This window comes from Ensifer sp. 38_S197 (assembly GCF_056924495.1).
This window is the reverse complement of sequence record NZ_JBXOVZ010000002.1, coordinates 3232721-3255762: the sequence shown is the minus strand read 5'-3', so window position 1 is coordinate 3255762 and position 23042 is coordinate 3232721. Positions and strand designations below refer to the sequence as shown.

Genomic DNA, 23042 nt, shown 5'->3' with positions numbered 1-23042 from the left:
CGTTCAATCGCAATCGGGCTTGTCGAGTTGGACCTCGAATTGCCGCGGGCCGACCAAGCCTGGCTTTGACGGCAGGCCGACGATCCTTGCGATAACCGTGCATTTTCCGGCGATAACCGCATAGCGGTCGCGGCCTTGGCTGATGACCTTGTCGATTGGATATTTGGGAACGGCGACGGCGACCGCATTGATGACGGCGTTCAACTCGCGGGCGCGCTGATAGTTCGGCGCAAGGGTTGCTTCGGCCTGGCTGGCGACGAGGAGGACGGCGAGGCAAAGGGCGGCAGACCGGGCGAACATGGCGTGGCTCCTGTTTCAAGGAGGCAAGCATGATGGCCGGCGATATTCAAGCTGCCCGGCTTCCGCTTCATCCTCCGTGATGGGAAACTGCGAGCAGAGTTCAAGAGTTTCGGTCATGGCGAAATAAACCATTGAGTTAAATGAAACCGGTTGCTATAAACAATCAGTGTCCGCTTGGATGCGGTTGAGGAGGAACGAGGCGAAGCGCGCCTCATCGACAGGAGGATAGGATGAAGCTCTATCAGGGCATGGGACCGAATTCGTATCGCGTGCGCATCTTCATGGCGGAGAAGGGGATCTCGCTGCCGATGGTGAATGTCGACTTCGCCAAGGGTGAGCACCGGGCGCCGGAGTTCCTGGCGGTCAATTCGCTCGGGCAGATTCCGGTGCTGGAGCTCGACGACGGCACGATCATCACCGAGAGCGTTGCGATCTGCCGCTATCTCGAGGAGACGAAACGCGAGCCGCAGCTTTTCGGCCACGATGCCGTCAGCCGCGCCAAGGTGGAGATGTGGAACCGGCGCGCCGAGCTGGTGATCCTCGGCACCGTCGGCAATGTGGCGCTGCATTCCGATGCCTTCTTTGCCGAGCGGCTGACGCAGTTTCCGGCCTTTGCCGAGGCCGAGCGGCTGGCGGTGCCGAAGAAATGGGGCTGGCTCGACGACGAGCTTTCGGATGGGCGGCCGTTCCTCGCCGGTGACGCATTCTCGATCGCCGACATCACCGCCGGCGTCACCGCCTGGCTCTGCGACGTCTTCGGCATGGAGATCCCGGCTTCGGCGAAAAACGTCCAGCGCTGGCTGGAGCGGGTGCGCTCGCGGCCAAGTTTTGAAGCTTAGCGGTTCAACAAGGGTAGGCGGACTTCGTCTGTCTGGCTCATGGGGAATGCCCCTCATCCGGCCTGCCGGCCACCTTCTCCCCGCGGGCGGGGCGAAGGAGACTCGCGGGCGGCCGCTCGCCCCACGTCGACGATTGTCGGTTGCGATGTCCGTCAGCAGCTCCCCGGTTGGCGGCGCAGCCGTGGTCCTCGTCCCCTCGCCCCGCCTGCGGGGAGAGGGTTAGTCCTCGGGTTGAACCCGGGGCCGATACGCCCCTTAGAGCTTTGATTGTTTGGCAGATTTGTTCATTCTGCGGCCGAGGTTTGGAGCCTGATTTACCGCCTTTGCGGCCCCGCTAAAATACTTATGTGGATAGCGCATACGTCCTTTTTTCTTGCCTTCTCCATGGCTTTTTTCAATTCCTAAAATAATAGCTGCCCGATTCGCCCGCCGTCGGCGCCTGCAGGGCGTCGGCTCTAGGAGACAAGCCATGAACGATTTCAAGAAGCCCACGATCACCGAAATGCGCCCGAAGATCACCGTCATCGGGGTCGGCGGCGGTGGCGGCAACGCCATCAACAACATGATCAACGAAGGGCTTCAGGGCGTCGATTTCGTGGTGGCGAATACGGACGCGCAGGCGCTCGCCATGTCGAAGTCGTCGCGCATCATCCAGCTTGGCGCCGCCGTCACCGAGGGCCTCGGCGCCGGCTCGCTGCCGGATGTCGGCCGGGCGGCGGCGGAAGAATTGATCGACGAGATCATGGATCATCTCGGCGGCACGCATATGTGCTTCGTCACCGCCGGCATGGGCGGCGGCACGGGCACGGGTGCGGCTCCGGTGATCGCGGCAGCGGCGCGCAAGGCCGGCATCCTCACCGTCGGCGTCGTCACCAAGCCCTTCAGCTTCGAAGGCAAGCGCCGCATGGAAACGGCCGAGCAGGGCATCGAGCGGCTGCGCGAGGCGGCCGACACCGTGATCGTCATTCCCAACCAGAACCTCTTCCGCATCGCCGATGCCAAGACCACCTTTGCCGATGCCTTCGTGATCGCCGACCGGGTGCTTTACTCCGGCGTCGGCTGCATCACCGACCTGATCGTCAAGGAAGGCCTGATCAACCTCGACTTCGCCGACGTCAAATCGGTCATGAAGGGCATGGGCCGGGCGATGATGGGCACCGGCGAGGCGACCGGCGAGGGCCGCGCGCTGAAGGCTGCGGAAGCGGCGATCGCCAATCCGCTGCTCGACGAAGTGTCGATGCGCGGCGCCAAGGGTGTGCTGATCTCGATCTCCGGCGGCATGGACATGACGCTGTTCGAGGTGGACGAGGCTGCGACCCGCATCCGCGAAGAGGTCTATGACGAAGCCGACATCGTCGTCGGCTCGATCTTCGACCGCACGCTCGATGGCACCTTCCGCGTCTCCGTCGTCGCAACCGGCCTCGATTCCGCCCGCTCGGCCAACAATGCCGCGGGTGCAGCCGCCGGCCAGCCCGCACCGGCGCCGACCCGCACCCTGCAGTAAGGCTTCATCGCCCCATATAAAAACAAAGCGCCATGCGTTGATCGGAACGCATGGCGATTTTTGTTGCTGCCCCTCATCCGGCCTGCCGGCCACCTTCTCCCCGTCGTGACGGGGAGAAGGGGCGGTGCGGCACGCGCGTCGCTCCCCCGCGCTCCGTTCGTGAAGGAAGGGCGGCGAGGGGTGCCATTCCCATATGCGCTAACTTAAGGGTTGTCTGACTGGGATGGCCGCAGCGAACTGGCTTTTTCGCTTTCGTGGCGGATCGCAAAGATGACGAATTATATCAGGCAAGAGCACGGAGATTTTCCTGCGCCGCAAGGGGCGTAAAATGGCTGCGAGGATTGTGCACTTCAGCAGCTTAAACAATCTCCAGAGCGAAGGTACTCTGGTTTTTTCCTGTGTCTTCCTCACAGGGGGGAGAGTCGAGAACCTCGTTCATGGTCTCGTCAATCATCAGCGCCAGGATCAGGTGAGCCATCAGCCAACTTCGGCCGAGGCGTTGATCGCGGGCTGGAAGCCTGTGTATGCCCAATCCGCTCTTGAGCCGCTTGAATGCAAGCTCGACCTGCCATCGGATCCGATAGGTTTGAAGGATATGTTCAGCACCCATTTCCTTCACAGGGATAGACGTCAGCAACATGACGAAGCCGGCCGCTGTCATGGTCATCGGTTGCATTTCTCCGTTGTTTCGGCGTCGCTGAAACCCCTTTCTGGCGACCCTCTGGGCCTTCTCGGTCGCCCCCGCGTTCTTACGCATGACAATGAGCCGAGCTTGGAAGATCGGCTTACCCCAACCTTTGCTTTTGCGCCCTGCATGCTCGACGAGAACGTCGATGTCGCAAGCCTCTCCGGGCTGCATCGGCTTGTAAATAGCGTCCCAATCCACCAGTTGACCATCCAGTGTTGTCAACCGTACGTTCGCCCAACCCGTGCGGACGATGAAGTCGCCTCCAGCCGAAACCACCTTTTCCAGCGATGGGGCGCGGGCATAGCCCCTGTCCCCGATAATGATGTCGCCTTGATGGATTGGAACGCGAGAGAAACCTTCGCCGCCATGAGCATCGGTGAGCTCCAGATGCGTGAAACGCGCAAGTGCAGGCTCGTATGTGGCATGAAGCCGAAAGTCCGTGCCAGCGCTACCGGGGCACGAGATCGAACTGCCGTCCGTGATACGTAAGCGGCGACCCGTCATCGAAGGGCTTGTTCTGGAAACGTTTGCGAGAAGAGCCCCCGCAATGCTTCCCAGCCACTCGGCTGACCCCCGAAGGCGTTTTAAAAGAGCGACATCGGAAAGCTTCGCCACATCGTTCAACCCCGCCCATGCGGCCGCCGAACGCAGGCTCATCCCGCCAGGACCATAGGCTAACGCCAGTCGCAGCAAAGTCGACGAATTACCGATGCAGCGACGCCGCACAAGTGCGCCCGACGCACGTGCTGTCGCCTCGAGGTCAATAACATTCGACAGTCTCGAGACCAGAGACTGCCAGTCCGTTTCGATGGAATCAGTTGCTCGCATCTCACTGAGGAATCACACAACGATTCCTCGTGTCGAGCCTTAAGTTAGCGCATATGGGGTGCCATTCCCTCTCCCCGCGAGCGGGGAGAGGGAAAGTCCTCGGGTTAAACCCGAGGAGAGGGGCAGAGCCAACCGGGAAGTTATCCGTCACGGCTGTTGCGATAAGCCACGCCGCGTTTCCATGAGGGCGCGTGCTGCGGTCGGGCGAAGCCCAGCCGTTCAATTCGACGCCGCTGCATTTACCCGCGGCGTCAGCCGATAGATCAGCATCGTGTCGTCGTCGACGACACGCTCGGCCGTGCGGTCGAGATGGGCGATCAGGCCCTTGTTGTATTCGAGGAACTTGCGCCGCTGCATGTCGCGGGCGTTCTTGGTGATGCCGAACCAGGTGGCGTTGCGGGCGCGCAGTTCCTCCAGCGCCTCGATCGCGTCGTCGTCCTCCAGCAGCATCGACCATTCGGTCTCGCCGCCGCCGAGCGGGAAGACCCAGCCGCGGCGGCGGCTGTAAAAGATCGCGACGGGATCGCCGATCGTCGGCGTCGCGGTGATGACGAGCTCGCCGGGGCGGCTGAGCTCGCTGAGCTTCGTGCCGAGCTTTTCGCCGTGGTCGGCATAGGGCGTCTTCATCAGTGAGAGGCCGGGGAGGCTGCCGCCGATGACGACGACGGCGGCGATCGCGGCAAGCCGCAGCGCACGCGTGAGGAACCCGCGTTCGCGGCCGATGCCGACGAGCAGGATCAGCCCGCGGCCGGCAAGTGCTGCCATCGGCACATTGAAGATATGGAAGTTCCAGGGGTTGGTCTTGATCTCGCGGGCGGCGAGGACATAGACGAGGGACGCGCCCAGCAACCAGACATGGAAGAACCAGGGCGCACGAGCGGAGCCCGCCTGCGTCTCCGCATCGCTTGCCGCCGGCGGCGCGGTCAGCAGCGCGATGCCCGCGAGCACGACCACCGGCAGGGTGAAGAGCCAGTTGCTGGCGATCTTCCAGGTGGCGGGAATGTAGAAGCCTTCGTCGAGGAACTTCGAAAGCCCGTCGCTCCAGAGATAGCCGCTGCCGGCGACATGGTAAGGCGGATAGTTGGTGCCGAGATAGTGCGCCCACCAGTAATAGCTGAGGATGAGCGCACCGGCGGCGAGGGCGACCGGCAGGATTGCCAGGAGGCGGCCAAGGCCGAGCTTGCCGCGCTGCTGCAGGATGGCGAAGGTCGCGTAGGTCATCGGCACGACCACCGCGATGCCCGGCAGCTTGGCAAGCACGCCCGTGGTGGTGAGGAGGCCTGCGACGATCAGAAGCGACAGGCGATCGCTCTGCAGATAGGCGACATAGGCCCAGGCGCCTGTCGTCACCAGCGCCAGCATGGCCGGATCCGGCAGGAAGGAGCGGTCGATCATTACCGCGCCCGGCATGATCGCCAGCAGCAGCGCCCCGGCATGGGCATGGGCCTCGTCCCAGAGCCGCGCGATCAGCCGATGCAGCGCGAGGACGCCAAGGACGCCGAAGGCAATGGCAACGAGCCGGCCCCAGGTTTCGTCCCAGCCGAAGGCGGCATAGAGAAGGGCGGTGATATAGGAGACGACCTGCAGCTCGCGGCCCTGATAGGAGGGGTCGGGTCCGGTCCAGCTTACCTCCGGAAAGAAGATGTTCCAGCTACGCAGGAAGAAATTGTCGGCCATCATCGCCGTACTCGCCTCGCGCCAGCTAAAGGCATCGACGAGCGGCTGCTGGACGTCATGCAGGCGGAAGAGGGCGGCGAGCACCAGGATCGCGGCGAGCGCCGCAGCATTCATGTGGCTGTGATCGAACCCCGACATATGCCTCCCCAGGCGCGCCGAACGACCCTGACGACGACCGCGAGCGGGACGGTGCCCTGCGGATGGCCTCGCCAGGCGCCGGCCGCTGCACCAGTCCAGAGCATCCCGCTTTCAAGTGAAGTCACCTGAAGCGGAAAGAGGCTCTGGAAACAAAGCGCTGCAGCGACCTGTGCGCGTCCCATAAGACGCGCGGCGCTGTCGGACGACTATAATTAAGTATTCGCTGATTGTCTTGGCGTGAAAAGCCGGAAACCGACACTGTTTTTCGGCCTCGATGCGGGGCCAAAACTAATCCCCGGCCTGTGCCGTAGCCCAAAGGGACAGCTTGTCGAGAAACGTGCCCGGTCCTATAACTTCAATATAAGCAAACTGCTGAGCGCGACGCTCGCAGTCGCAAGCTGCTTTCGACTTTGACCACGGATGTACTGGCACAAGTTTTGAGAGCGAAAGAAAAGGAAGGCCGGAGCCGCGCGCGCTCCGGCCTTTTTGTTGCGGCGGGGGGAGGTCGCCCCCTCTGCAGTCCGCAGGCGCGGCGCTTCGAGATTGCCGTCATCGCGGGAAGCGCGGTTTCCGCCGCTCGGCTTCCTCGAGCACCGAAAGCGGAAGACGGCCCAGGTTGATCTCCGCAAGCGTAAGCCTGCCGTCAATCACCACGGCAAAATAGCGCCGGCAGAGGTCCAGCGCCATCTCGGCCCGGCTGGAATAGGACGTCTCCTTGAGGTCCGACTCCTTGAATTCCGCTTCGACTTCCGGCACGCACATCTCTACGAATTCCCGCTCGGCACCGGGGCGCTTGCGCAGGGCGGCGATCCCCCACTCGTACCTGCCATAGCCGATGAGGGGATCAGGCCGGGGCGCGAACAGAATGATTGCGATTGCGCACAACAGCGCGACGGCCATGCCGCCGGCGACGAAACGAACGTTCATGATGGTGATCGTATAAATTGTTTATCCCGCTATTCTATCGCAACTTTACCGTTAGGCAAGGCGCCTGAATATCGCTCGCGCGTTGCGATCTTCAGCTTCGCTCCCTGCGCCTTAAGCCTTTGATCCTTCGCGATGCCGTCATCGCAAGACCGCAGCGCACTTCTGGGCCGACGGGGCGAGGAGGCGTGAACTTGGGCCGGTCGACCGCCAAGTCTCGCATGGTTCGCTTTCACGAATTGTTCCTCACCCATTTGGGCGAGGCGAGTGAGATGAGACCGCTTTCGTGCTTGGAGCGTTCCCTCATCGTTCGTCGCTTATTAGCGGTTGCGCAATTGGGCGCGACCAATTTCGCGCAGCGGGAGAGTGAGAGACGGGGGAAGAGAGAGACGGGTGCCGCCGTTTCGCCGGGAACCGTCCGCCAGGGTCACAGGCCCAGCACCCAGAAGAGCGCGCCGAAAACAAGGATGAAGGCGAGGACGGCGCCGATGAACCGCAGCATGCCGGTGTTGGTGTCGCGGGTGCCGACAAGACAGTACCAGAGGTTGTCATTGTTCACGTTGCAGCGCTCCGTCATGCGTGTTCCGGTTTTACCAGAACCAGCCGGAGATGGAAGCGCGAACCGGGGGACGGTTGGGAGCGCGCGGCAGCCGAAGACGTACTCCGGCTGCTGTCTGCCGGGACGGTCGGGAGCGCTTCCGGCTCCCGATCCGGGGATGGCCGCACCGGCGCTGCCGGCTACTCGACGGGAGCCTCCCTCAACTTCGGCAATGCGCAGAGGATGGCGTCCGAAAATGAGGTGGATTGCGCCGACGACGAGGGAGAGCGCCGGCAAGCCGCTGGTGATGAAAAGCGCTACCGCCATCGTGACGGCGATGATGGCGCGATACGCGTGCATGACGCGATGATTGCAAAAGACGATGGCGGCTGCAGGCCGGAATGAAACTTATGCGGGAGGGAAGGGTCGACTTTCGCTGTTGGCGATCGGGCGGTTTGCGCTGTTCCGCGTCGTCGAGAGCGGGTGGCGAACCGCTGCCGCGGGAGCGCGGTCAGAGGGCGGCGAGCTCTTCGGCCGTTGCGACGATCTGCGTGTTTCCGAGCGAATGATCGGCGTATTTGAACGCCAGGATGCTCATGACTGATGCGACGAGGGCTACCAGGACGATACGCATGCGGGCGCTCCAAGCTCTTCCTGCCTGACCATGTTCCTTCGTTTGGCCGGGCGGTGGGTTGAACCGGAAAGCCGATGCTCCCGGCCGAAAGGCCTTTGGCCTTTGTGAGCCTGTTCTAGCAGGGGAGCCGCGCGTCCGTTGTTCCCGCGGAGACAGCGAAGGGCGGCGCCTTGCCGTCGGATGCGCTTGTGATTTGCGGTGGTGGAGGGGGAGGATCGGTCGTGCCGGTTTCGACAGAATGCCGGGAGAACTCAGGGCGGCCAGCGCCGCCCCGAGCGAGGCTTAGCGGCCGTTGAACTCTTTTCCGCCCGGTGCGCCCTTGTTGCTCGACCTGACACCGGCGCTGCGGTTTGGTCCCCAGGCCAGTTCGACCTGGTGTTCCGTCTTGAGAACGGTCTTCTTTTCGGCCTTGGGCACGACAGCGTCGGCCTTGGGCACGGCGGCAAAGGCGGACGTCGCGAAGGCGAGCGATGCCGCAGCGGCAATGATGATTTTCATGGGGTATCTCCTCGGTTCGATCCACGCGCAGTAAGCGCGGGACCGCCTGGCCTAGCCGCATCGACGGCAAGGCGACATACGGCATCTGCCGTAGTTCGTGAGGAGGACGACCCGCGAAATTTCGGGATGGTTACGAAAGGGCTGAGGGTGGCGGCCGTAGGCGCGTGGTGATCCGTGACTGCGTTTTAATCAGGGCGACCAGAGGAAACATGCGGTTAGGGTTTCGCAGGCGGGTTCCGTGAAGGTTGCAGCCGGCGTCAGCGCCAGCCTGGAACCGTGGTTACGGTGCCTGGTAGCGCAACAGCAGCGTGCCGAGCCGTGGGTACCTGCGCAGGACCAACTCGATTGCGACGCCGCCATGGTCGCGACCCTCGAAGATGTCGACTTTCTCGCAGGTGCCGCAATATGTTCGGCGTTCGCCATAGCCAAGCGAGCATTCACGCTCGCGGCAGGTGATCTCAATTTCGTTTTTCCGCCTGCTCAGCTTGAAGGTCATCTTGCTTTCGGGGGACGGCGTGAACTCGCACGGCTCCCCGACGACACAGGCGACTTCGCCTGCCACGGGATCCTCACCGTCGAGCATCAGCGCATAGCGCAACGCGTAGGTGGGCGGTTCGGCGTGGACGGTGGCCAAGGGCAGAAGCGAACGGGCAAGGGCAGACAGGACAACAGATGGGGCGAGACGCATGGATTGCGTCAGGAGCATCATCGGTAGCAGCGACGACATGGCAGCGTCGGCAGGGTGCTGCAGCGCCTGAGCCTCGTCTGTGCGCTTGAGGTAATCCAACAATGATGCCGAAACTGTAGCGGGTGCTGCCAGCCTGATGCGCTTTTTACTTGCGCGGCCCTGCTTGACCTGATCGGCCCTGCCTCGTCGGCTTGACCAGCGAGATGACCCGCAGCTTTGCGGGCGTCCAACCAGTCGATCCATTTGTCGCGTTCCAACGGCAGCAAGCCGGATGGACGGTCGCTTCCATTGGGATCGTCGACCGTGAAACACATGCCCACTACAGCGCGACGAAGACAGGAAGTCTGTCGCCGCGCCGGATTGACCGTTACCCTTCCGCGTCCGCTGCCTCTGTCGCCACCGGCTTCTTCGCCAGCGCCAGGTTTGCCGCCGCGGCTTCTGCTTCCGCGGCACCGGCCGGGCCGGAACGGACGGTGACGGCGTTGGAGGCGAGGTCGAGGCCGGCTTGGCGAAGCGCCGACAGCAGGCGCTTCATCGCCTCGCGCTGGAGGATGCTGGGGTTGCCGGGCCGCGCGGTGAACTTGAGGCGGACGACGAGGGAGCTTTCGGTGATGTCCTGGATGCCTTGCATCTTCAGGGGCTCGAGGAATTCTCCGCCGATCTCCGGATCTTCCAGCATGGCGAGCCCGACCTTCTTGATGGTCTTGCGGATCTGTTCCGGATCGGCATCGCGCTCGAATTTCAGCTCGAACTTCACCGTGCTCCAGTCGCGGCTGTAATTGGTCACCGCCTGAAGCTGGCCATAGGGGACGGTGTGGATCTGGCCGTTCTGGTGGCGCAGCCTCAGCGAGCGCAGCGAGATGCGCTCGACCGTGCCCTTGAGCTTGCCGGTATCGACATATTCGCCGACGCGGAAGGCATCGTCGGCGATGAAGAAGATGCCGGAAACGACATCCTTCACCAGCGTCTGCGAGCCGAAGGAAAGGGCGAGGCCGAGCACGCCGAAGCCGGCCAGCAGCGGCGCGATGTTGATGCCGAGTGCGGAGAGGATGACGAGGCTGGTGACGGCGAAGATGCCGCCGAAGATGAGGTTGCGGACGAGCGGCAGGATGGTCGAGAGCCGGCTTGCCTGATGGGTCACCATCTCGTTTTCGCTGTCGCCGGGCAAGGCGACGCGGGCCGACGGGGCGAGGGCCTCGAAGCTCCGCCAGAGGAAGCTGCAGATCACCCAGGCGGCCACGATCGCAAGGCTGATGCGCTCGAGGATGACGATCCAGCCGACGGCGGCGGCCGTATCGTGCTGGATCATCACCGGGCGCCAGAGTTCGATGATGATGTGCAGGCCGATCAGCCAGGTGGCGCCGGCCAGCGCCGTCTGGATGCTGCCGGAGATCGCCGCATGCAGCCTGGAGGAGGCGGGCGTGCGCCGGCGCTCGGCCGCAGCCCCGGCCAGCGAATGGATGCCGAAGGCAAGGATCGGCAAGGCGAGCAGGATGATCTGCGTGGTGCCGCCGGCGAAGCTCCACGCCGCGCTGTTGGGGCTGCCGGCGACGATGACGGTCATCAGCCAGAGCACGATGGCGCTCAGGGCATAGAACTCCGGCACGCCGAAGGCGATGGCGCGGCGCACCGGGCCGGGGTTCTCGCCGGCAAAGAGCGCGCGAATATCGGCAGCACCCGCGATGAACCAGTGGAGCTTGACGAGCGTGAGGATGCTGACGCCGATCAGCAGCCAGCCGTCGGTGGCGGCAAGCTCCAGCCCGCGCAGGTGGGCGAAGCGCAGGCTGGCGCCGACGACGGCGCTGAGCGCGCCATAGACGGTGAGCATGGTGGCGTGGAAGCGCGGATGGGCGATGTCGAGCAGGCGGATCTCGGGCCGCGTCGGCGCAAAGAGGAAGCGGGCGCCGACGGCATAGACGGCCGAGACGACGGCGATGGTGATCAGGGCACGGGCAAGCTCGGCCGAAGCCGTGCCCGGCGTCAGGAACAGGCGAGCAAGGGCATGGGCGAGCGCGGCGAAGATCGCCAGATAGGCGATGTCGAAGCCGAGCCGGATCAAGGAGGCGCGCATGCGGTGCAGGAGGTCGACGACCTCGAAGGAGGCGCCGAACAGCCGATGGGTGAGAAAGCGGCTGGCGAAGGCGGCGGCCAGGCCGGCGACGACCGCAAGCCCGGCGATGGCCGCAACCGAGACGACCGACCAGCCTTCGGCGCGGATGCCTGCCGCAACGTCAGCCATGACGCGGGCGATGCCGGACATGCCCTCAAGCCCCATCTGCAAACCATTGAGAAACCGGGCAGAAAGCGTGCCGAAGGAGTCCTCCGGGTCGGCGGCTGGAGCGGCTTGCTGCGGCGTGCCGGCTGCCGGTGTCGCGGCGACGGCCGGTGCCGAGGCGGGGCCACTCTCCGATGTCGCCGCGCTGCCCGGCGTTGCGGCCTGATGTGTCGCGTCGCGCCACTCGACCGTGACCGGCCCGCCGGCCTTTGCGGCGGCGCGCAAGGTTTCCTCGATCTCGGCAGCACTTTGGCCGGGCGTGAGGATGACGGTGATCGGCGGTGGGGTGGTCTGGGCAGAAGCGGGCAGGGCGACCCCCAGAAGCAGCGCCAGGCCAATGAGCAGATGACGGCAGAAAAAGCGGATATATGCCATGAACTTCACCCATCGAGCCCCGTTCGCGCGCCATGCGCTGATAAGCATCACATTACACAACGTTCCAAAATTACAATCTATCTTGAAGGGTGCGGCGGATGAGGCGCGGCCCCCGTGATCAAGGCTTGCGCAGTCCGGCTGCAAGCGTGGCCAGCCCGATCGTCCGCTGGCGAGTGGGCGGCGTCCGGCGGCCTTGCTGACGGGGCCAAAGGGGGTCAAGATCGATCGCTGAAACCGGTTCATCGGGGGAATGCCAGATAACCGGCGCCGGGAAACCGGCAACTTTCCGCTGTTTCCTTTGATCGTAGCCGATTGAAGGACGGAACATGCAGCCATTCAAAGTGATACGGCGACCTTTGCGCCTCCGATAGCGCTCGGCGCCGCAGGTGGCGGAGAATGCAGGTACCCGCTTCGTTGCTGGGAAGGAACGGTGGCGAACGGGCGGCGACAATCCTCAGGAGCTGACGAAATGGCAAACACCAAACGGCCCTATGACGAGTCACTCTTGCGGAAGGCCTTCGATGTGGCGCGGCGTTCGCGCGAGGGCGGGGATCATCCCTTCGGCTCCCTTCTCGCAGACCGTGACGGCAATGTCCTGCTGGAACAGTGCAACGGCTACAGTTCGGAAGGCGGCGACCGCACGGCCCATGCGGAACGGCTTCTCGCCACGCGCGCCGGCAAGGCCTATGCCTTGGATTTTCTGGCCGAATGCACGATGTACACCTCCGCCGAGCCCTGCGCCATGTGCTCCGGCGCGATCTATTGGGCAGGGATCGGGCGCGTCGTGTTTGGCCTGTCCGAGCGGGAGATGAAACAGCAGATCGGCGCAAGCGAGGAAAATCCGACGCTCGATCTTCCCTGCCACATCGTGTTCGCCGCCGGCCAGCGCCCGACGGAAGTGGTCGGCCCCTTGCTTGCGAACGAGGCGGCGAAGCTCCACGAGGAATACTGGTCAAACCGCTGACGCCTTTTCGCCGGCCGCTCTCGGTCCGGTTCCGCTTCAATGCAGCAGCCATATGCGAACACTCCGCAGGATCGTGACGATCGGATCGATGGTTGAAGTCTGGCGGCGGCGTGACGACCGCAGGCGGGGAGAGGGGACGCGTCGAGGGCGCGGCCCGCTCATCCTTGCCCTCGATTTACGATTGCCGGAGGCGCCCCTCCCGAGTGCGGCGGGCGCCATTCCTCAGGGGCAGGGAGCGCGCCGCACGTTCCTTCGCCCTGCCTGCGGGGAGAAGGTGCCGGCAGGCGGACAAGGGGGCTTCCCCTCACCGTGGGGATGAGGGGCGAAACGCGCGAGCGCTTTCACTTCGTCGTGTAGCCGCCGTTGACGAGGATCGTCTGGCCGGTCATCCACCAGCCGTCGGAAACGAGGAAGCGGATATAGGGAACGATGTCCTCGATGTCGGTAAGGCCGGTCTTGGAGAAGGCCGAGAGCGCGGAAGCGGTCTTGTGGTAGGCGACGGCGTCGGCCCCTTCGGCCGGGTAGAAGAAGGGCGTATCCATCGGGCCGGGGCCGATGGCAGTAACGGAGATGCCGCGCTCGCCGAATTCCTTGGCGGCCGCCCGGGTGAAGTGCTCGACCGGCGCCTTGGTGCCGGCATAGGCCGCATAGAAGGGCGTGAAGGCGCCGAGCAGCGAGGTGACGAGCGTGCAGATCTTGCCGTTGTCGCTGACATGCCTGCCCGCCTCGCGCAGGAAGAAGAAGGCGGACTTGGAATTGACCGCGCTCATCTCGTCATATTCGGCCTCGGTGATCTCGACGAAAGGCTTCTTCAAGACCTTGCCGACGGTGTTGACGGCGATGTCGATGCCGCCGAGTGCGGCCTTGGCATCGGCAAAGAGCTTTTCGACATTGGCCGCGCTGGTGAGATCGCCCGAGAAGGCGTGGGCCGCGGCCCCGGCCGCCTTGATCGCCGCGACGGTCTCGTCCGCCGAAGATTTGGTGGCGGCGCTGTTGTAGTGGATCGCGACGCCGCGGGCGCCGTGTTCGGCGAGATCGCGTGCCAAGAGGCCGCCGAGGTTCTTCGCGCCGCCGGCGATGAGAACGGATTTACCTTTGATGCTGTGGTCTGCCATGGGTTTCTCCTGTTGTCGGCCGCTCGCGGGGCCGGGCTTTGAATGGGGCGGGATCAGAGCCGGGCGCGGCACACGCGCACCCTGCCTCTGGCGCGGCGCGCCCGTGTTTCAGATAGCGCGCGCCTTGCCGCCGCCCACGCGAGAGGCGGGCGCGACAGGCATCGCAGGGTTGAGAATATCGTCCGTCCCGCTGGTATAAAGGGCCCGTTCGTGACATGACTTGTCAGAACAGGCGAACAATGGGCGTGACCGTGCATGGACAGGATCGAGCTTTTCCGCATCTTCGCCCGCGTCGTCGAAAGCACGAGCTTTACCCGTGCTGCCGATACGCTGGGGCTGCCGCGCTCCTCCGTTTCGGCGGCGGTGCAGACACTCGAAACCCGGCTCGGCACAAGGCTCCTGCACCGCACGACCCGCAAGGTGGCGCCGACGCAGGATGGTGCCGCCTTCTACGAGCGCTGCCTGCGGCTGATCCAGGACGTGGAGGAGGCGGAGAACCTGTTTCGCCGCGGGGCTTCCGGTCCGGCCGGGCGGCTGCGCGTCGACCTGCCGAGCCGCATCGGCCGGCTGATCGTGGCGCCGGCGCTGCCGGAGTTCCTGGCGCGCTACCCCGGCATCGACATCGACCTCGGCATGACCGACCGGGCGGTGCACCTGATCGAGGAGAGCGTCGACTGTGCGCTGCGCGTCGGGCCGCTCGAGGATTCCAGCCTGATCGCCCGGCCGTTGGGCACGCTCCGGCTGATCAATGTCGCAAGCCCCGACTATCTCGCGCGGTATGGCACGCCAAGGACGCCCGCCGATCTCGCCGGTCATTTCGCCGTCAACTATGCCTCGCCCTCAAGCGGCCGGGTGGAGGACTGGGAGTGGATCGAAGACGGCGCGGCGCGCACGGTGAGCGTGCCGGGCCGCATCAGCGTCAACAGCGCCGAAGGCAGCATCGCCTGCTGCCTCGCCGGCCTCGGCCTCATCCAGATCCCGGCCTATGACGTGACCGACCACCTGAGGGAAGGGCGGCTCGTGGCGGTGATGCCCGATCATACCGCCGCGCCGATGCCGATGGCGCTGCTCTATCCGCACCGCCAGCATTTGTCGCGCCGGCTCAAGGTGTTCGCCGACTGGCTGGAGGGGCTGATGCGAGGGGTGATAACGGCGTGAGGGGATGTTCGATTCGGCGTTGCGCCCCGAGCCGCGAGGGCTACAGCCAGTCTTTACAGCGGCCTCGAGGACGGGCGGATCATGTGATCCGTCCGTCGGGTACGTTATGGCGGCGGTGAGCCGGGTGCTTTTGAGCGAACGCAATTCCGGGCGGAAAACCGCCTCAGACTTTTCCTGGAATTGCTCTAATTGAGAGTTGAGCAGGTGTTGGCGGGCTCTTTCCCTTCGAAGCGTTCGCCGAACCAGGCGGGCAGCGCGGCCGCCGCGACCGGGACGATGTTTTCGTGGTCCAGGCCAGGGCTCAAACGGTAGTCTACTGCGGTCGACTGGGCGCAGATATCCTGCACCACCCTACGGGTCAGGCTTTCCGGCACGGCATCGTCCTTGTCGCCCTGGAAGAAGACGAAGGGAACGTTGCTGACCGGGAGGAACTTGTCGTTTTCTTCGAGGCGGACCCGCCAGGGCTTGCCCGGCGCGAGGCCTTCCTGATTGGCAAACTCGGGCGTCGGATGGCCGGCGGTGGCGGCGGCGATGTCCCAGCAGCCGGCGCTCATCTTCTCGAGCATTTCAAGACCGTCGACGGAGAGCACGTCGCGCAGCTTCAGCTCGGGGTGGCCGACATTCAGGCCGGCCATGCGCGAGATGTAGTAGCCGCCGGTGACCGTGGTCGTCAGATCGTATTCGGTGAGGTCCCAGTGGCGGGAGGCAGGCGCAATCTCGCCGACGCCGAGAAGCTCAAGCTCCGGAGCGTATTGCTCCTGGAGATGTGCGACCCAGAGCGACGTCTGGCCGCCTTGTGACCAGCCATAGGTAGTGAAGCGGTTGCCGGCATTCGCGCCCGGGAATTTCAGGGCGACGCGGGCAGCATCGAGCGACGCGTGCGCCTGGGCCGGGCCGTTCAGATAGGCCGTTGCGCCGGGGGTGCCGAGGCCCTGATAGTCGCTGCCGACGACGACATAGCCGCGGGCCAGAAGGCCTTCGAGCGCGGGAATGCGCGGCCCATAGGCGCTGACGAGGCTGCGGCGCGACGGCGCACAACTATCCTGTGTGCCTGCCGTTTCATGGTTCCACAATACGAGCGGCCGTGGCCCGTCGCCGGCATGGTCGGGAATGTAGATCTCTCCGGAAACATAGGTGAGCGCGCCGTCTGCTCCCTCCGTCACGTAGATCAGGTTCCACCCCCGCGATCCCTCCGGAGCATCCTGCCGCGGCTGCACCCAGTAGATGTCGCCGCGCTTGGCATCAGCAGTAACCTCCGCCGGCACGTCGTCCCAGAAGGTCGAGCCTTGCGGCCCGTCCTTGATATCAGGGGCGAGGCTTTGCGCGGCAGCGCCGTTCAACCCCATCAGCGTAGCGGCCAGCATGAGGCCGGCGGTGAATGTCGTGCGCGGCCATGTCGGAGCCGGCGATTTCCGAAGAGAATTGAGCATTCATGTTCCTCCCAAAGATGCGTTCCGGAGAGCCGCTGGGGCTCTTCGCGACGCGACGGGAGAATGTTTCCTTCTTACTGCTATCGAGGACAAATGGGATTTAGCGGGCGCCACATAAGCGTCGGGTTATCAATCGCGCCATTGCCTTGCCGAAAGCGCGGCGACCGCAGTCGCGCTGCGGCTTCCGTTCGGAGGGCGCCGCCGGTGTCAGGCTGCGGCCGGGGCCGGCGGCCGCCGAACAGGGCGTCGGCTCGACGCCTGCGGACACGCCCCCCGCCCAAGGGCAGGGAGAGCTACGATGATCGTGCGCGGGCGCTGCCGCCCCTCACACCGAACGCGTGAGCCCGCCATCCACCTTAATGTTCTGGCCGGTGATGTAGCCGGCGCCGTCGGAGGCGAGGAAGGCGATCGTTGCGGCGATTTCGGCGCTGGTGCCGTAGCGCTTCATCGGCACGGCGTCGCGGCGCTCTTCGGTTGCCGGCAGGCTGTCGATCCAGCCGGGCAGAACGTTGTTCATGCGCACATTGTCGGCGGCGTAGGTGTCGGCGAAGATCTTGGTGTAGGAGGCAAGGCCGGCGCGGAAGACGGCGGAGGTCGGGAACATCGGCGAGGGTTCGAAGGCCCAGGCGGTGGAGATGTTGACGATCGAGCCGGACTTCTGCTTCTGCATGATCGGCGCGACGAGGCGGACCGGGCGGATGACGTTCATCAGGTAGACGTCGAGGCCGGTGTGCCACTGTTCGTCCGTGATTTCGAGGATCTGGGCGCGCGGACCGTGGCCGGCGCTGTTGACCAGCACGTCGATCCGGCCCCACTTTTCCATGGCCGCGTCCACGAGGCGCTTCAGATCGTCATTTACCTGGTTGGAGCCGGTGACGCCGATGCCGCCGAGCTCGGCGGCGAGCGCCTCGCCCTTGCCGGAGGATGACAGGATCGCGACCTTGAAGCCGTCGGCGGCGAGGCGCCTTGCGCTTTCGGCGCCCATGCCGCTGCCGCCGGCGGTGATAACTGCCACTTTTTCTACTACTGCCATGGTTCTATCCTCTCTCGTCGCATCCGGACTGGTGCCGATTGTGCTGGTATTGCACTTGAAATACCATCTCCGGGATGCAACGACGAAGCAGTTTCGCTTTCCTATGCCAGTAGAAAAACTATCGGATGATTGACGCACCCGGAAAGCTCCCTTCGCTGAATGGATTGAAAGTGTTCGAGGTGGCCGCGCGCCATCTGAACTTTCGGCTGGCGGCCGAGGAGCTTGGCGTCACGCAAGGGGCGGTGGCGCAGCAGATCCGCGGGCTGGAAGCCGAACTCGGGGTGAAACTCTTCGAACGGCTGCCGCGCATGCTGGCGCTGACGGGCGAGGGGCGCGGCTATATCGCCGATATCAGGCGCGCGCTCGAGATCATCGCCCGGGCGACGGATGGGCTGAAGCCGCAGCCGGTGCGGCTGACGATCAGCACCACGCCATCCTTCGCCTCCAAATGGCTGATCCCGCGCCTGCCGGATTTCACCGCGCGCCACCCGGATCTCGACCTGCATATTCTCGCGACCGACCGCATGTCGAACTTCCAGGCCGATGGCGTGGACCTGGCGGTGCGTTACGGGCGGCCGCCCTTCGGGCCGGGACTGGCGGTGGAACTGCTGTTCGAGCAGGAGATCGTCGCGGTCTGCAGCCCGATGCTGATGGCCGGCCGGGCGGTGCCCGAGACGGCGGACGAGCTTGCCGGCTACACGCTGCTGCACGACGCGCACAACTTCTGGCCCGAATTCATCGAGCGGCATTTCGGCGAGAGCCGACAGGCCTCGTTCAAGGGCATCAGCTTCAACCAGACCTCACACGCCATCGAGGCGGCGATCGCCGGCCAGGGGATCGTGCTCGCCAACGGCGATTTCGTGGCGCAGGACATCGCCGAAGGGCGGCTCGTCCGCATTTTCGCGGGGTCGATGTCCGGGCCTTCGGACTTCTATCTCGTCTGGCCGCGCTATCGCAAATCGCCGGCGCTCCAGACGGTCATCGCCTGGATCAGCGAGGAGGCAGGCAAGGGGCGCGAGCGGGCTCTGGCGTGATCTCCTGTTCCGCCACCGGGGCCGTCACCCCCGCAGGGCGGTATCGAGCCGGTAGAGCAGCGCGTGAAAGGCGCCCTTGCTGGGCTTGCGCCCCGGCATCTTGCGGATAATGCGCCGGATTTCGTCCGATGCGGCGGCGATCGCCCGGCGCAGTTCGGTTTCGATGGCCAAGGCTTCGTGTTCCTTGCCGAGCGAGAGCGCCTGGATGGCATAGGCGGCGGGACCAAGGATGTGGTTGATCTGATGCGGCGTTTCGATCGGGTGGGTGTAGGGCGCACCGGCGGCGGCGATGGCCGCGCGGGCGGCCGCCTTGGCGGCGGGATCGCTGACCGCGCGCGCCGCTCGTTGAGCGCCCCACGCGGCCTTGCGCAGATGGGCAGTGCGCGCGCCGCCTCCAGCAAAGGCAACAGCCGCAGCGATCGCCTCACGCGGGCGGTTGTCGCCCGGCGCGGCCGCCTCGTAGACCGGGAGCGCGCGTTCGGCCGAGAGCACCGCCCAGCGCGTGATGTGGCGCAGGTCGTCTTCGGTGAGCAGGGGCAGGGCGATGTCATCGTGCATGATTGAAGATCCTTGCGGCTGCGGCGGACGGCAACGTCTGGTTCGTGGCGGCGGCACGCGTTTTTACGAATTGGGAGGCTCCCAGGTGGTTCTCGCCGTGATGACGGTGCTGCCGCAAGGGCCGACAAGCGATGAGAACGACGCGTCGCCAAAGCTGACTTCCACCCGATAGAGGTGCAGGTTGTCGTGCGGATCGGCATCCTTCGGCCGCTGGAAGGACGGCTGCCAGATGGTCCAGAGGCCATCTTCGGCCTTCTTATCGGTGCTCGCCGGGGCGAAGGAACCTCTGCACGTCTTCGACCACGAGGGCCTTGATCTCTTCATCGGACAGATCGACATCACAGCCCAGCCCAGCCCAGCCCAGCCCAGCCCCGGCGGCAGGTAAGGGATCAATGCCATCAAGACGAGTGGCCGATCGATACCAGCAAGCCATAGAAGGTTAGAAGCACGCAAAGCGCAATCAGCAACCGCCGTTTGATCCCTTGTCCCATCGGTTTCCCGGTGCCTGCCGGCGGCTGTTGACGATACCCCGCATCTGGCAACGATGACGAAATCACTTGAAGTCGTACGCCTCTTGCGTTGGAGGTTTAACGCTCCCAGCCCGGCGAAAACGGAAAGCGCTCGGCCCACAGCGTCGCCAGCCGGGGATCGGCGTCGACGCGGCGGACGATGTCCGCGAGCGCAGGCGCGACCTCATAGAAGCGGCGCCGGCCGGGCGACCAGCGCGACACGGTCGCCACGTAGAGGTCAAGCACCGACAGGTCCTCGCCGAGGAGGTATTTGCCGGGCTGCAACTGTGCCCCCATCTGCTCCCAGCAGCGCGCGATGCGGTCGAACAGGCGCGCCCTGACGGCCGCGTGGTCCTCCTCCCGCTCGGCGACGCGCGCCGGGCCGTCGGCAATCCAAAAGAGGGCATAGATGGCCGAGGACACGAACATCATCCATCTGAGGAACGCCGGCCGTCTTGCGTCGGTCAGCGCCGGCGCCAGCCGGGCGTCAGGATAGGCATCGGCCAGAAAGATCAGGATCGCCGCACTTTCGGTCATCAATTCGCCCGTCGGGAGCGCCAGGGCTGGAACCTGCCGAAGGGGATTGATGCGAGCGAGCTTGTTCGCCGCCTCCTGTCCCTCCCAGGGGGCGGATTCCTCGACGCGATAGGGCAATTCGAGAAGGCTGAGCGCCGCCTCGATCGGAACGGAGCCCGAGCCTGACGCTCCAAAGACAACAAATGGTTCGGCCAAAGATTCTCTCCTCCGCATGTGGCAGCCTGGGCTCGATCCCTGCTGCTCTCATTCAATGCTCGGGGTTGTCGCATAGATCGTCGTCTTCGCGCTATAGGCGATTCGCTCGAATTTAAAAGGGAATCGTATATCGGGTCGGCGGGCGCGCAGACACGCTTATGGCCGCATGGGGACAGCCCATTCCGATACAGACCTCGGCTTGCAACAGACGCTCAATGCGGGCAGAACGACTCGATGCCAAAGGATAGTACCGACGCACCTTCGTTCGAGTTCGAGCGCTCGAACATGTTTGAGCCGCTTTTGCGGGCCGACCCGTCCTTTGGCGAAACATGGGTGGCGTTCCAGGACGACTACCGTGACGACGACGAGCCGCCGCTTTACCTGGCATTGGCGGAGCTTGCTCGTCACCTCATAGAGAATCTTGAGGCGGGCGACACGCTTCGTTTCGGGGCGGTCTTCGAAGTGGTCGAACGCTGGCACACCAGCGGCGACACCTATGTCAAAGAGGCGGCAACGGTAGGGCTTCTCGAGGACTTACAGAATGGAAACCTTCATCGCGGGACCAGCCCCGACGATTTTGTCCCATGGCTTGGGCCGGAAACTCTTGTCTGGTGGATCCGGGTTCGCGAATTCTGGGCTGATGGAAAACCGACCGCTTGAGCGCCTCTGGTGAGCGGAGGGACCGCCAGCGCCGTTCTTCTCACACTGGCTGAGCGAAAATGCGATAGAGTTGATCGGCCGGCGATGGACCGGTATTGGACGCGGCGCCGAAAGCCGATTGCAGTCAGACGGAGTTCTCAGGATTGAGCGTTGCCTTCACCAAGGAAGAAAGTGCCGAAACCGCCGCGGAAACCCTGTTGCCGGATCGCCCGATTTCGCCGCATCCGAACCTGGTGACGGAAGCCGGGCTGAAGGCGCTGGAGGCGCAGCTTCACGCGGCCCGCGTGGCCTACGAGGCGGCGGCGGCGGTCGAGGACGTCAACGAGAAACGCCGCCAGCAGGCGGGGCCCTTGCGCGATCTGCGCTATCTGAACGAGCGGCTGCGCACCGCCCAGCTCATGCCGGAGCCGATCTCGGCCGAGATCGTCGCCTTCGGCAGCACGGTCACCTTCAGCCGCGATGATGGCCGGGTGCAGACGTATCGCATCGTCGGCGAGGACGAGGCGGACCCCAAGGCGGGATCGATCTCCTATGTCTCGCCGGTGGCGCGCATCCTCATGGGCAAGGCGGTGGGCGACGTCATGAGCGTCGGCGACCAGGAACTCGAGATCGTCGCGATCGCGTAAAGCCATTCCCGGAAGAGATGAGGGCGAGGGTGGTTTACGCCCTGGCTGCGTCATTCCAGATGGTCGGGCCATCACTCAGGAGATGCGTCGACCTAATATGATCGCATGCGATTAAATTGCTTCCTATTGACATTGACGCGCATCGGCATTTATATCGCATCCGATTTAATGCGGTGGCATAGGTTGGCGGGTGGACGACATCGGCCGCGCCGGGCCCCGTCGACGAGGAAAAGCGCATGCATGATGGCGACGCCCGACACGCTCAGACTTATCGCGAGTTTTCGTGCGTGCTCGATCCCGAGGTCTACGAGCCGCTGCCCGGCGACTGGGTGATCGGGATCACCGATGTGGTGAATTCGACCGGGGCGATCCGGTCCGGGCGCTACGAGGACGTCAACTACACCGGCGCATCGGCCATTGCCGCCATCGGCAACGCCCGGGGCAATTTCGATTTCCCCTTCGTCTTTCGCGGCGATGGCGCGGCCTTTGCCCTGCCGCCGGAGGGCGCGGTGACTGCGGCCACGGCACTGCGGCAGGTCGCGGCCTTCGTGAAGGATCGGTTCGGCCTCGACCTTCGTATCGGTCTGCTGACGGTTCAGGAGATCCGCGCCAACGGGCAGGACGTGCGGATCGCCCGCTATGCTGCTTCGCAAGACGCCACTTATGCGATGTTTGCCGGTGGCGGGCTCAAATGGGCGGAACGGCAGCTCAAGAAGGGGCACTATCGACTGGCGCCGGACATGGATGGCGGCGAACCCGATCTCACGGGGCTTGCCTGCGAGTGGCGGCCGTTTCCGAGCCGGCAGGGCCAGATTCTCTCGCTGCTGGTCGAGCCCACCGACCGCGTGACGCCCGAACGCTTCGCGGCGCTGGCGAGAGACGTGATCGCTGTTTTCGACGAAGGGCCGCGGCAGTCGCATCCCCTGCCGGGCGAAATGGGCGTGCCGAAAGACGAGCGCGTGCCGATTGCACCCGAGCGCTGGGCAGGCGTTGCCGCCAATTCCGACTTTCGCAAATATGACGATGGCCTGCGCCTGACGGTGGATTGCGCGGCCGAACAGATCGATCGGGTGGAAGCGATCCTCGTTGCGGCGCGGGCGCGTGGCGAGGTCATCTTCGGGCTGCACCGGCAATCGCACGCGCTGATGACCTGCCTGGTGCCATCGGCCCGGCCGGATGCGCATCTGCACTTTCTCGACGGCGTGGATGGCGGCTATGCCAAGGCGGCGGAGATGATGGCGGCTACCTTGGCCGCAGCCGCATAACGGCAGCCTCTCAAAGAACGGCGGCAGTGCCTGCTGCCGAGCGACACTTACG

The 23042-nt window shown here is 64.5% G+C and carries 23 protein-coding genes; 8 read left to right on the top strand and 15 right to left on the bottom strand.

From position 1 onward, the window contains the following. Nucleotides 1–3: 3 nt before the first annotated feature. On the bottom strand, nucleotides 4–300 hold the full coding sequence (locus AC1Z3V_RS28860) for a hypothetical protein (RefSeq protein WP_483503216.1): 297 nt from the start codon (nucleotides 298–300) through the stop codon (nucleotides 4–6). 230 nt (nucleotides 301–530) lie between these two features. Between AC1Z3V_RS28860 and AC1Z3V_RS28855 the strand changes: the two genes are divergently transcribed. Together AC1Z3V_RS28855 and ftsZ are read left to right on the top strand one after the other, a co-directional pair. Then, the gene (locus AC1Z3V_RS28855) at nucleotides 531–1139 is read left to right on the top strand and encodes a glutathione S-transferase family protein (RefSeq protein WP_429807057.1); all 609 of its coding nucleotides are present in this window, start codon (nucleotides 531–533) and stop codon (nucleotides 1137–1139) included. A gap of 469 nt (nucleotides 1140–1608) precedes the next feature. Further along, nucleotides 1609–2643, top strand: a complete 1035-nt coding sequence (gene ftsZ, locus AC1Z3V_RS28850) for a cell division protein FtsZ (protein ID WP_483503214.1) — start codon at nucleotides 1609–1611, stop codon at nucleotides 2641–2643. 358 nt (nucleotides 2644–3001) lie between these two features. Here ftsZ and AC1Z3V_RS28845 read toward each other — a convergent pair whose 3' ends face one another. From AC1Z3V_RS28845 to AC1Z3V_RS28810, 8 genes are all read right to left on the bottom strand, one after another. Continuing rightward, on the bottom strand, nucleotides 3002–3988 hold the full coding sequence (locus tag AC1Z3V_RS28845; protein WP_483497889.1) for a transposase: 987 nt from the start codon (nucleotides 3986–3988) through the stop codon (nucleotides 3002–3004). A 390-nt stretch (nucleotides 3989–4378) separates the two neighbouring features. Continuing rightward, the gene (locus AC1Z3V_RS28840; RefSeq protein ID WP_483503212.1) at nucleotides 4379–5974 is read right to left on the bottom strand and encodes an ArnT family glycosyltransferase; all 1596 of its coding nucleotides are present in this window, start codon (nucleotides 5972–5974) and stop codon (nucleotides 4379–4381) included. 549 nt (nucleotides 5975–6523) lie between these two features. Further along, complete coding sequence (locus AC1Z3V_RS28835; RefSeq protein WP_483503210.1) at nucleotides 6524–6901, bottom strand: hypothetical protein; 378 nt, start codon at nucleotides 6899–6901, stop codon at nucleotides 6524–6526. 424 nt (nucleotides 6902–7325) lie between these two features. Continuing rightward, complete coding sequence (locus AC1Z3V_RS28830; RefSeq protein ID WP_483503208.1) at nucleotides 7326–7457, bottom strand: hypothetical protein; 132 nt, start codon at nucleotides 7455–7457, stop codon at nucleotides 7326–7328. 490 nt (nucleotides 7458–7947) lie between these two features. After that, nucleotides 7948–8070, bottom strand: a complete 123-nt coding sequence (locus AC1Z3V_RS28825) for a hypothetical protein (protein ID WP_429807068.1) — start codon at nucleotides 8068–8070, stop codon at nucleotides 7948–7950. 282 nt (nucleotides 8071–8352) lie between these two features. Continuing rightward, entirely contained in the window at nucleotides 8353–8568 is a 216-nt protein-coding gene (locus tag AC1Z3V_RS28820) for a hypothetical protein (protein ID WP_483503206.1), read from the bottom strand. 280 nt (nucleotides 8569–8848) lie between these two features. After that, nucleotides 8849–9499 carry a hypothetical protein gene (locus AC1Z3V_RS28815; protein ID WP_483503205.1) on the bottom strand — a complete coding sequence of 217 codons (651 nt, stop codon included), beginning with the start codon at nucleotides 9497–9499 and terminating at the stop codon, nucleotides 8849–8851. Nucleotides 9500–9623: 124 nt separating this feature from the next. Beyond that, entirely contained in the window at nucleotides 9624–11906 is a 2283-nt protein-coding gene (locus AC1Z3V_RS28810) for a mechanosensitive ion channel family protein (RefSeq protein WP_483503203.1), read from the bottom strand. 469 nt (nucleotides 11907–12375) lie between these two features. On the opposite strand from AC1Z3V_RS28810, the gene AC1Z3V_RS28805 reads away from it, so the two are divergent. After that, complete coding sequence (locus tag AC1Z3V_RS28805) at nucleotides 12376–12870, top strand: nucleoside deaminase (RefSeq protein ID WP_483503201.1); 495 nt, start codon at nucleotides 12376–12378, stop codon at nucleotides 12868–12870. Between the two features lie 341 nt (nucleotides 12871–13211). Here AC1Z3V_RS28805 and AC1Z3V_RS28800 read toward each other — a convergent pair whose 3' ends face one another. Further along, nucleotides 13212–13985, bottom strand: coding sequence for an SDR family oxidoreductase (locus tag AC1Z3V_RS28800; RefSeq protein WP_472955413.1), 774 nt, complete (start codon nucleotides 13983–13985; stop codon nucleotides 13212–13214). A gap of 255 nt (nucleotides 13986–14240) precedes the next feature. Between AC1Z3V_RS28800 and AC1Z3V_RS28795 the strand changes: the two genes are divergently transcribed. Next, nucleotides 14241–15143: a LysR family transcriptional regulator gene (locus tag AC1Z3V_RS28795; protein ID WP_483503199.1), complete on the top strand. Its 903-nt coding sequence runs from the start codon at nucleotides 14241–14243 to the stop codon at nucleotides 15141–15143. Between the two features lie 185 nt (nucleotides 15144–15328). Here AC1Z3V_RS28795 and AC1Z3V_RS28790 read toward each other — a convergent pair whose 3' ends face one another. Next, the gene (locus tag AC1Z3V_RS28790; protein ID WP_483503197.1) at nucleotides 15329–16573 is read right to left on the bottom strand and encodes a lipase family protein; all 1245 of its coding nucleotides are present in this window, start codon (nucleotides 16571–16573) and stop codon (nucleotides 15329–15331) included. Nucleotides 16574–16898: 325 nt separating this feature from the next. Continuing rightward, nucleotides 16899–17606 (bottom strand): SDR family oxidoreductase, encoded by a 708-nt coding sequence (locus AC1Z3V_RS28785; RefSeq protein WP_483503195.1) that lies wholly within the window; start codon nucleotides 17604–17606, stop codon nucleotides 16899–16901. A 125-nt stretch (nucleotides 17607–17731) separates the two neighbouring features. Here AC1Z3V_RS28785 and gcvA point away from each other — a divergent pair, with 125 nt between their 5' ends. After that, on the top strand, nucleotides 17732–18640 hold the full coding sequence (gene gcvA / locus AC1Z3V_RS28780; RefSeq protein WP_483503193.1) for a transcriptional regulator GcvA: 909 nt from the start codon (nucleotides 17732–17734) through the stop codon (nucleotides 18638–18640). Nucleotides 18641–18664: 24 nt separating this feature from the next. Here the strand turns inward: gcvA and AC1Z3V_RS28775 are convergent, their stop codons facing one another. From AC1Z3V_RS28775 to AC1Z3V_RS28765, 3 genes are all read right to left on the bottom strand, one after another. Then, nucleotides 18665–19198, bottom strand: coding sequence for a putative immunity protein (locus AC1Z3V_RS28775; RefSeq protein WP_483503191.1), 534 nt, complete (start codon nucleotides 19196–19198; stop codon nucleotides 18665–18667). A gap of 63 nt (nucleotides 19199–19261) precedes the next feature. Further along, complete coding sequence (locus AC1Z3V_RS28770) at nucleotides 19262–19522, bottom strand: hypothetical protein (protein WP_483503189.1); 261 nt, start codon at nucleotides 19520–19522, stop codon at nucleotides 19262–19264. Between the two features lie 263 nt (nucleotides 19523–19785). Continuing rightward, entirely contained in the window at nucleotides 19786–20439 is a 654-nt protein-coding gene (locus tag AC1Z3V_RS28765) for a glutathione S-transferase family protein (RefSeq protein ID WP_483503187.1), read from the bottom strand. Nucleotides 20440–20724: 285 nt separating this feature from the next. Here AC1Z3V_RS28765 and AC1Z3V_RS28760 point away from each other — a divergent pair, with 285 nt between their 5' ends. The 3 genes from AC1Z3V_RS28760 (at nucleotide 20725) to AC1Z3V_RS28750 (ending at nucleotide 22990) form a co-directional block, all read left to right on the top strand. Beyond that, nucleotides 20725–21099 (top strand): DUF7674 family protein, encoded by a 375-nt coding sequence (locus AC1Z3V_RS28760; protein ID WP_483503185.1) that lies wholly within the window; start codon nucleotides 20725–20727, stop codon nucleotides 21097–21099. Nucleotides 21100–21242: 143 nt separating this feature from the next. Next, nucleotides 21243–21725, top strand: coding sequence for a transcription elongation factor GreA (greA, locus tag AC1Z3V_RS28755; protein WP_483503183.1), 483 nt, complete (start codon nucleotides 21243–21245; stop codon nucleotides 21723–21725). A gap of 236 nt (nucleotides 21726–21961) precedes the next feature. Beyond that, nucleotides 21962–22990, top strand: a complete 1029-nt coding sequence (locus AC1Z3V_RS28750; protein ID WP_483503181.1) for a DUF3095 family protein — start codon at nucleotides 21962–21964, stop codon at nucleotides 22988–22990. Nucleotides 22991–23042 lie beyond the last annotated feature (52 nt).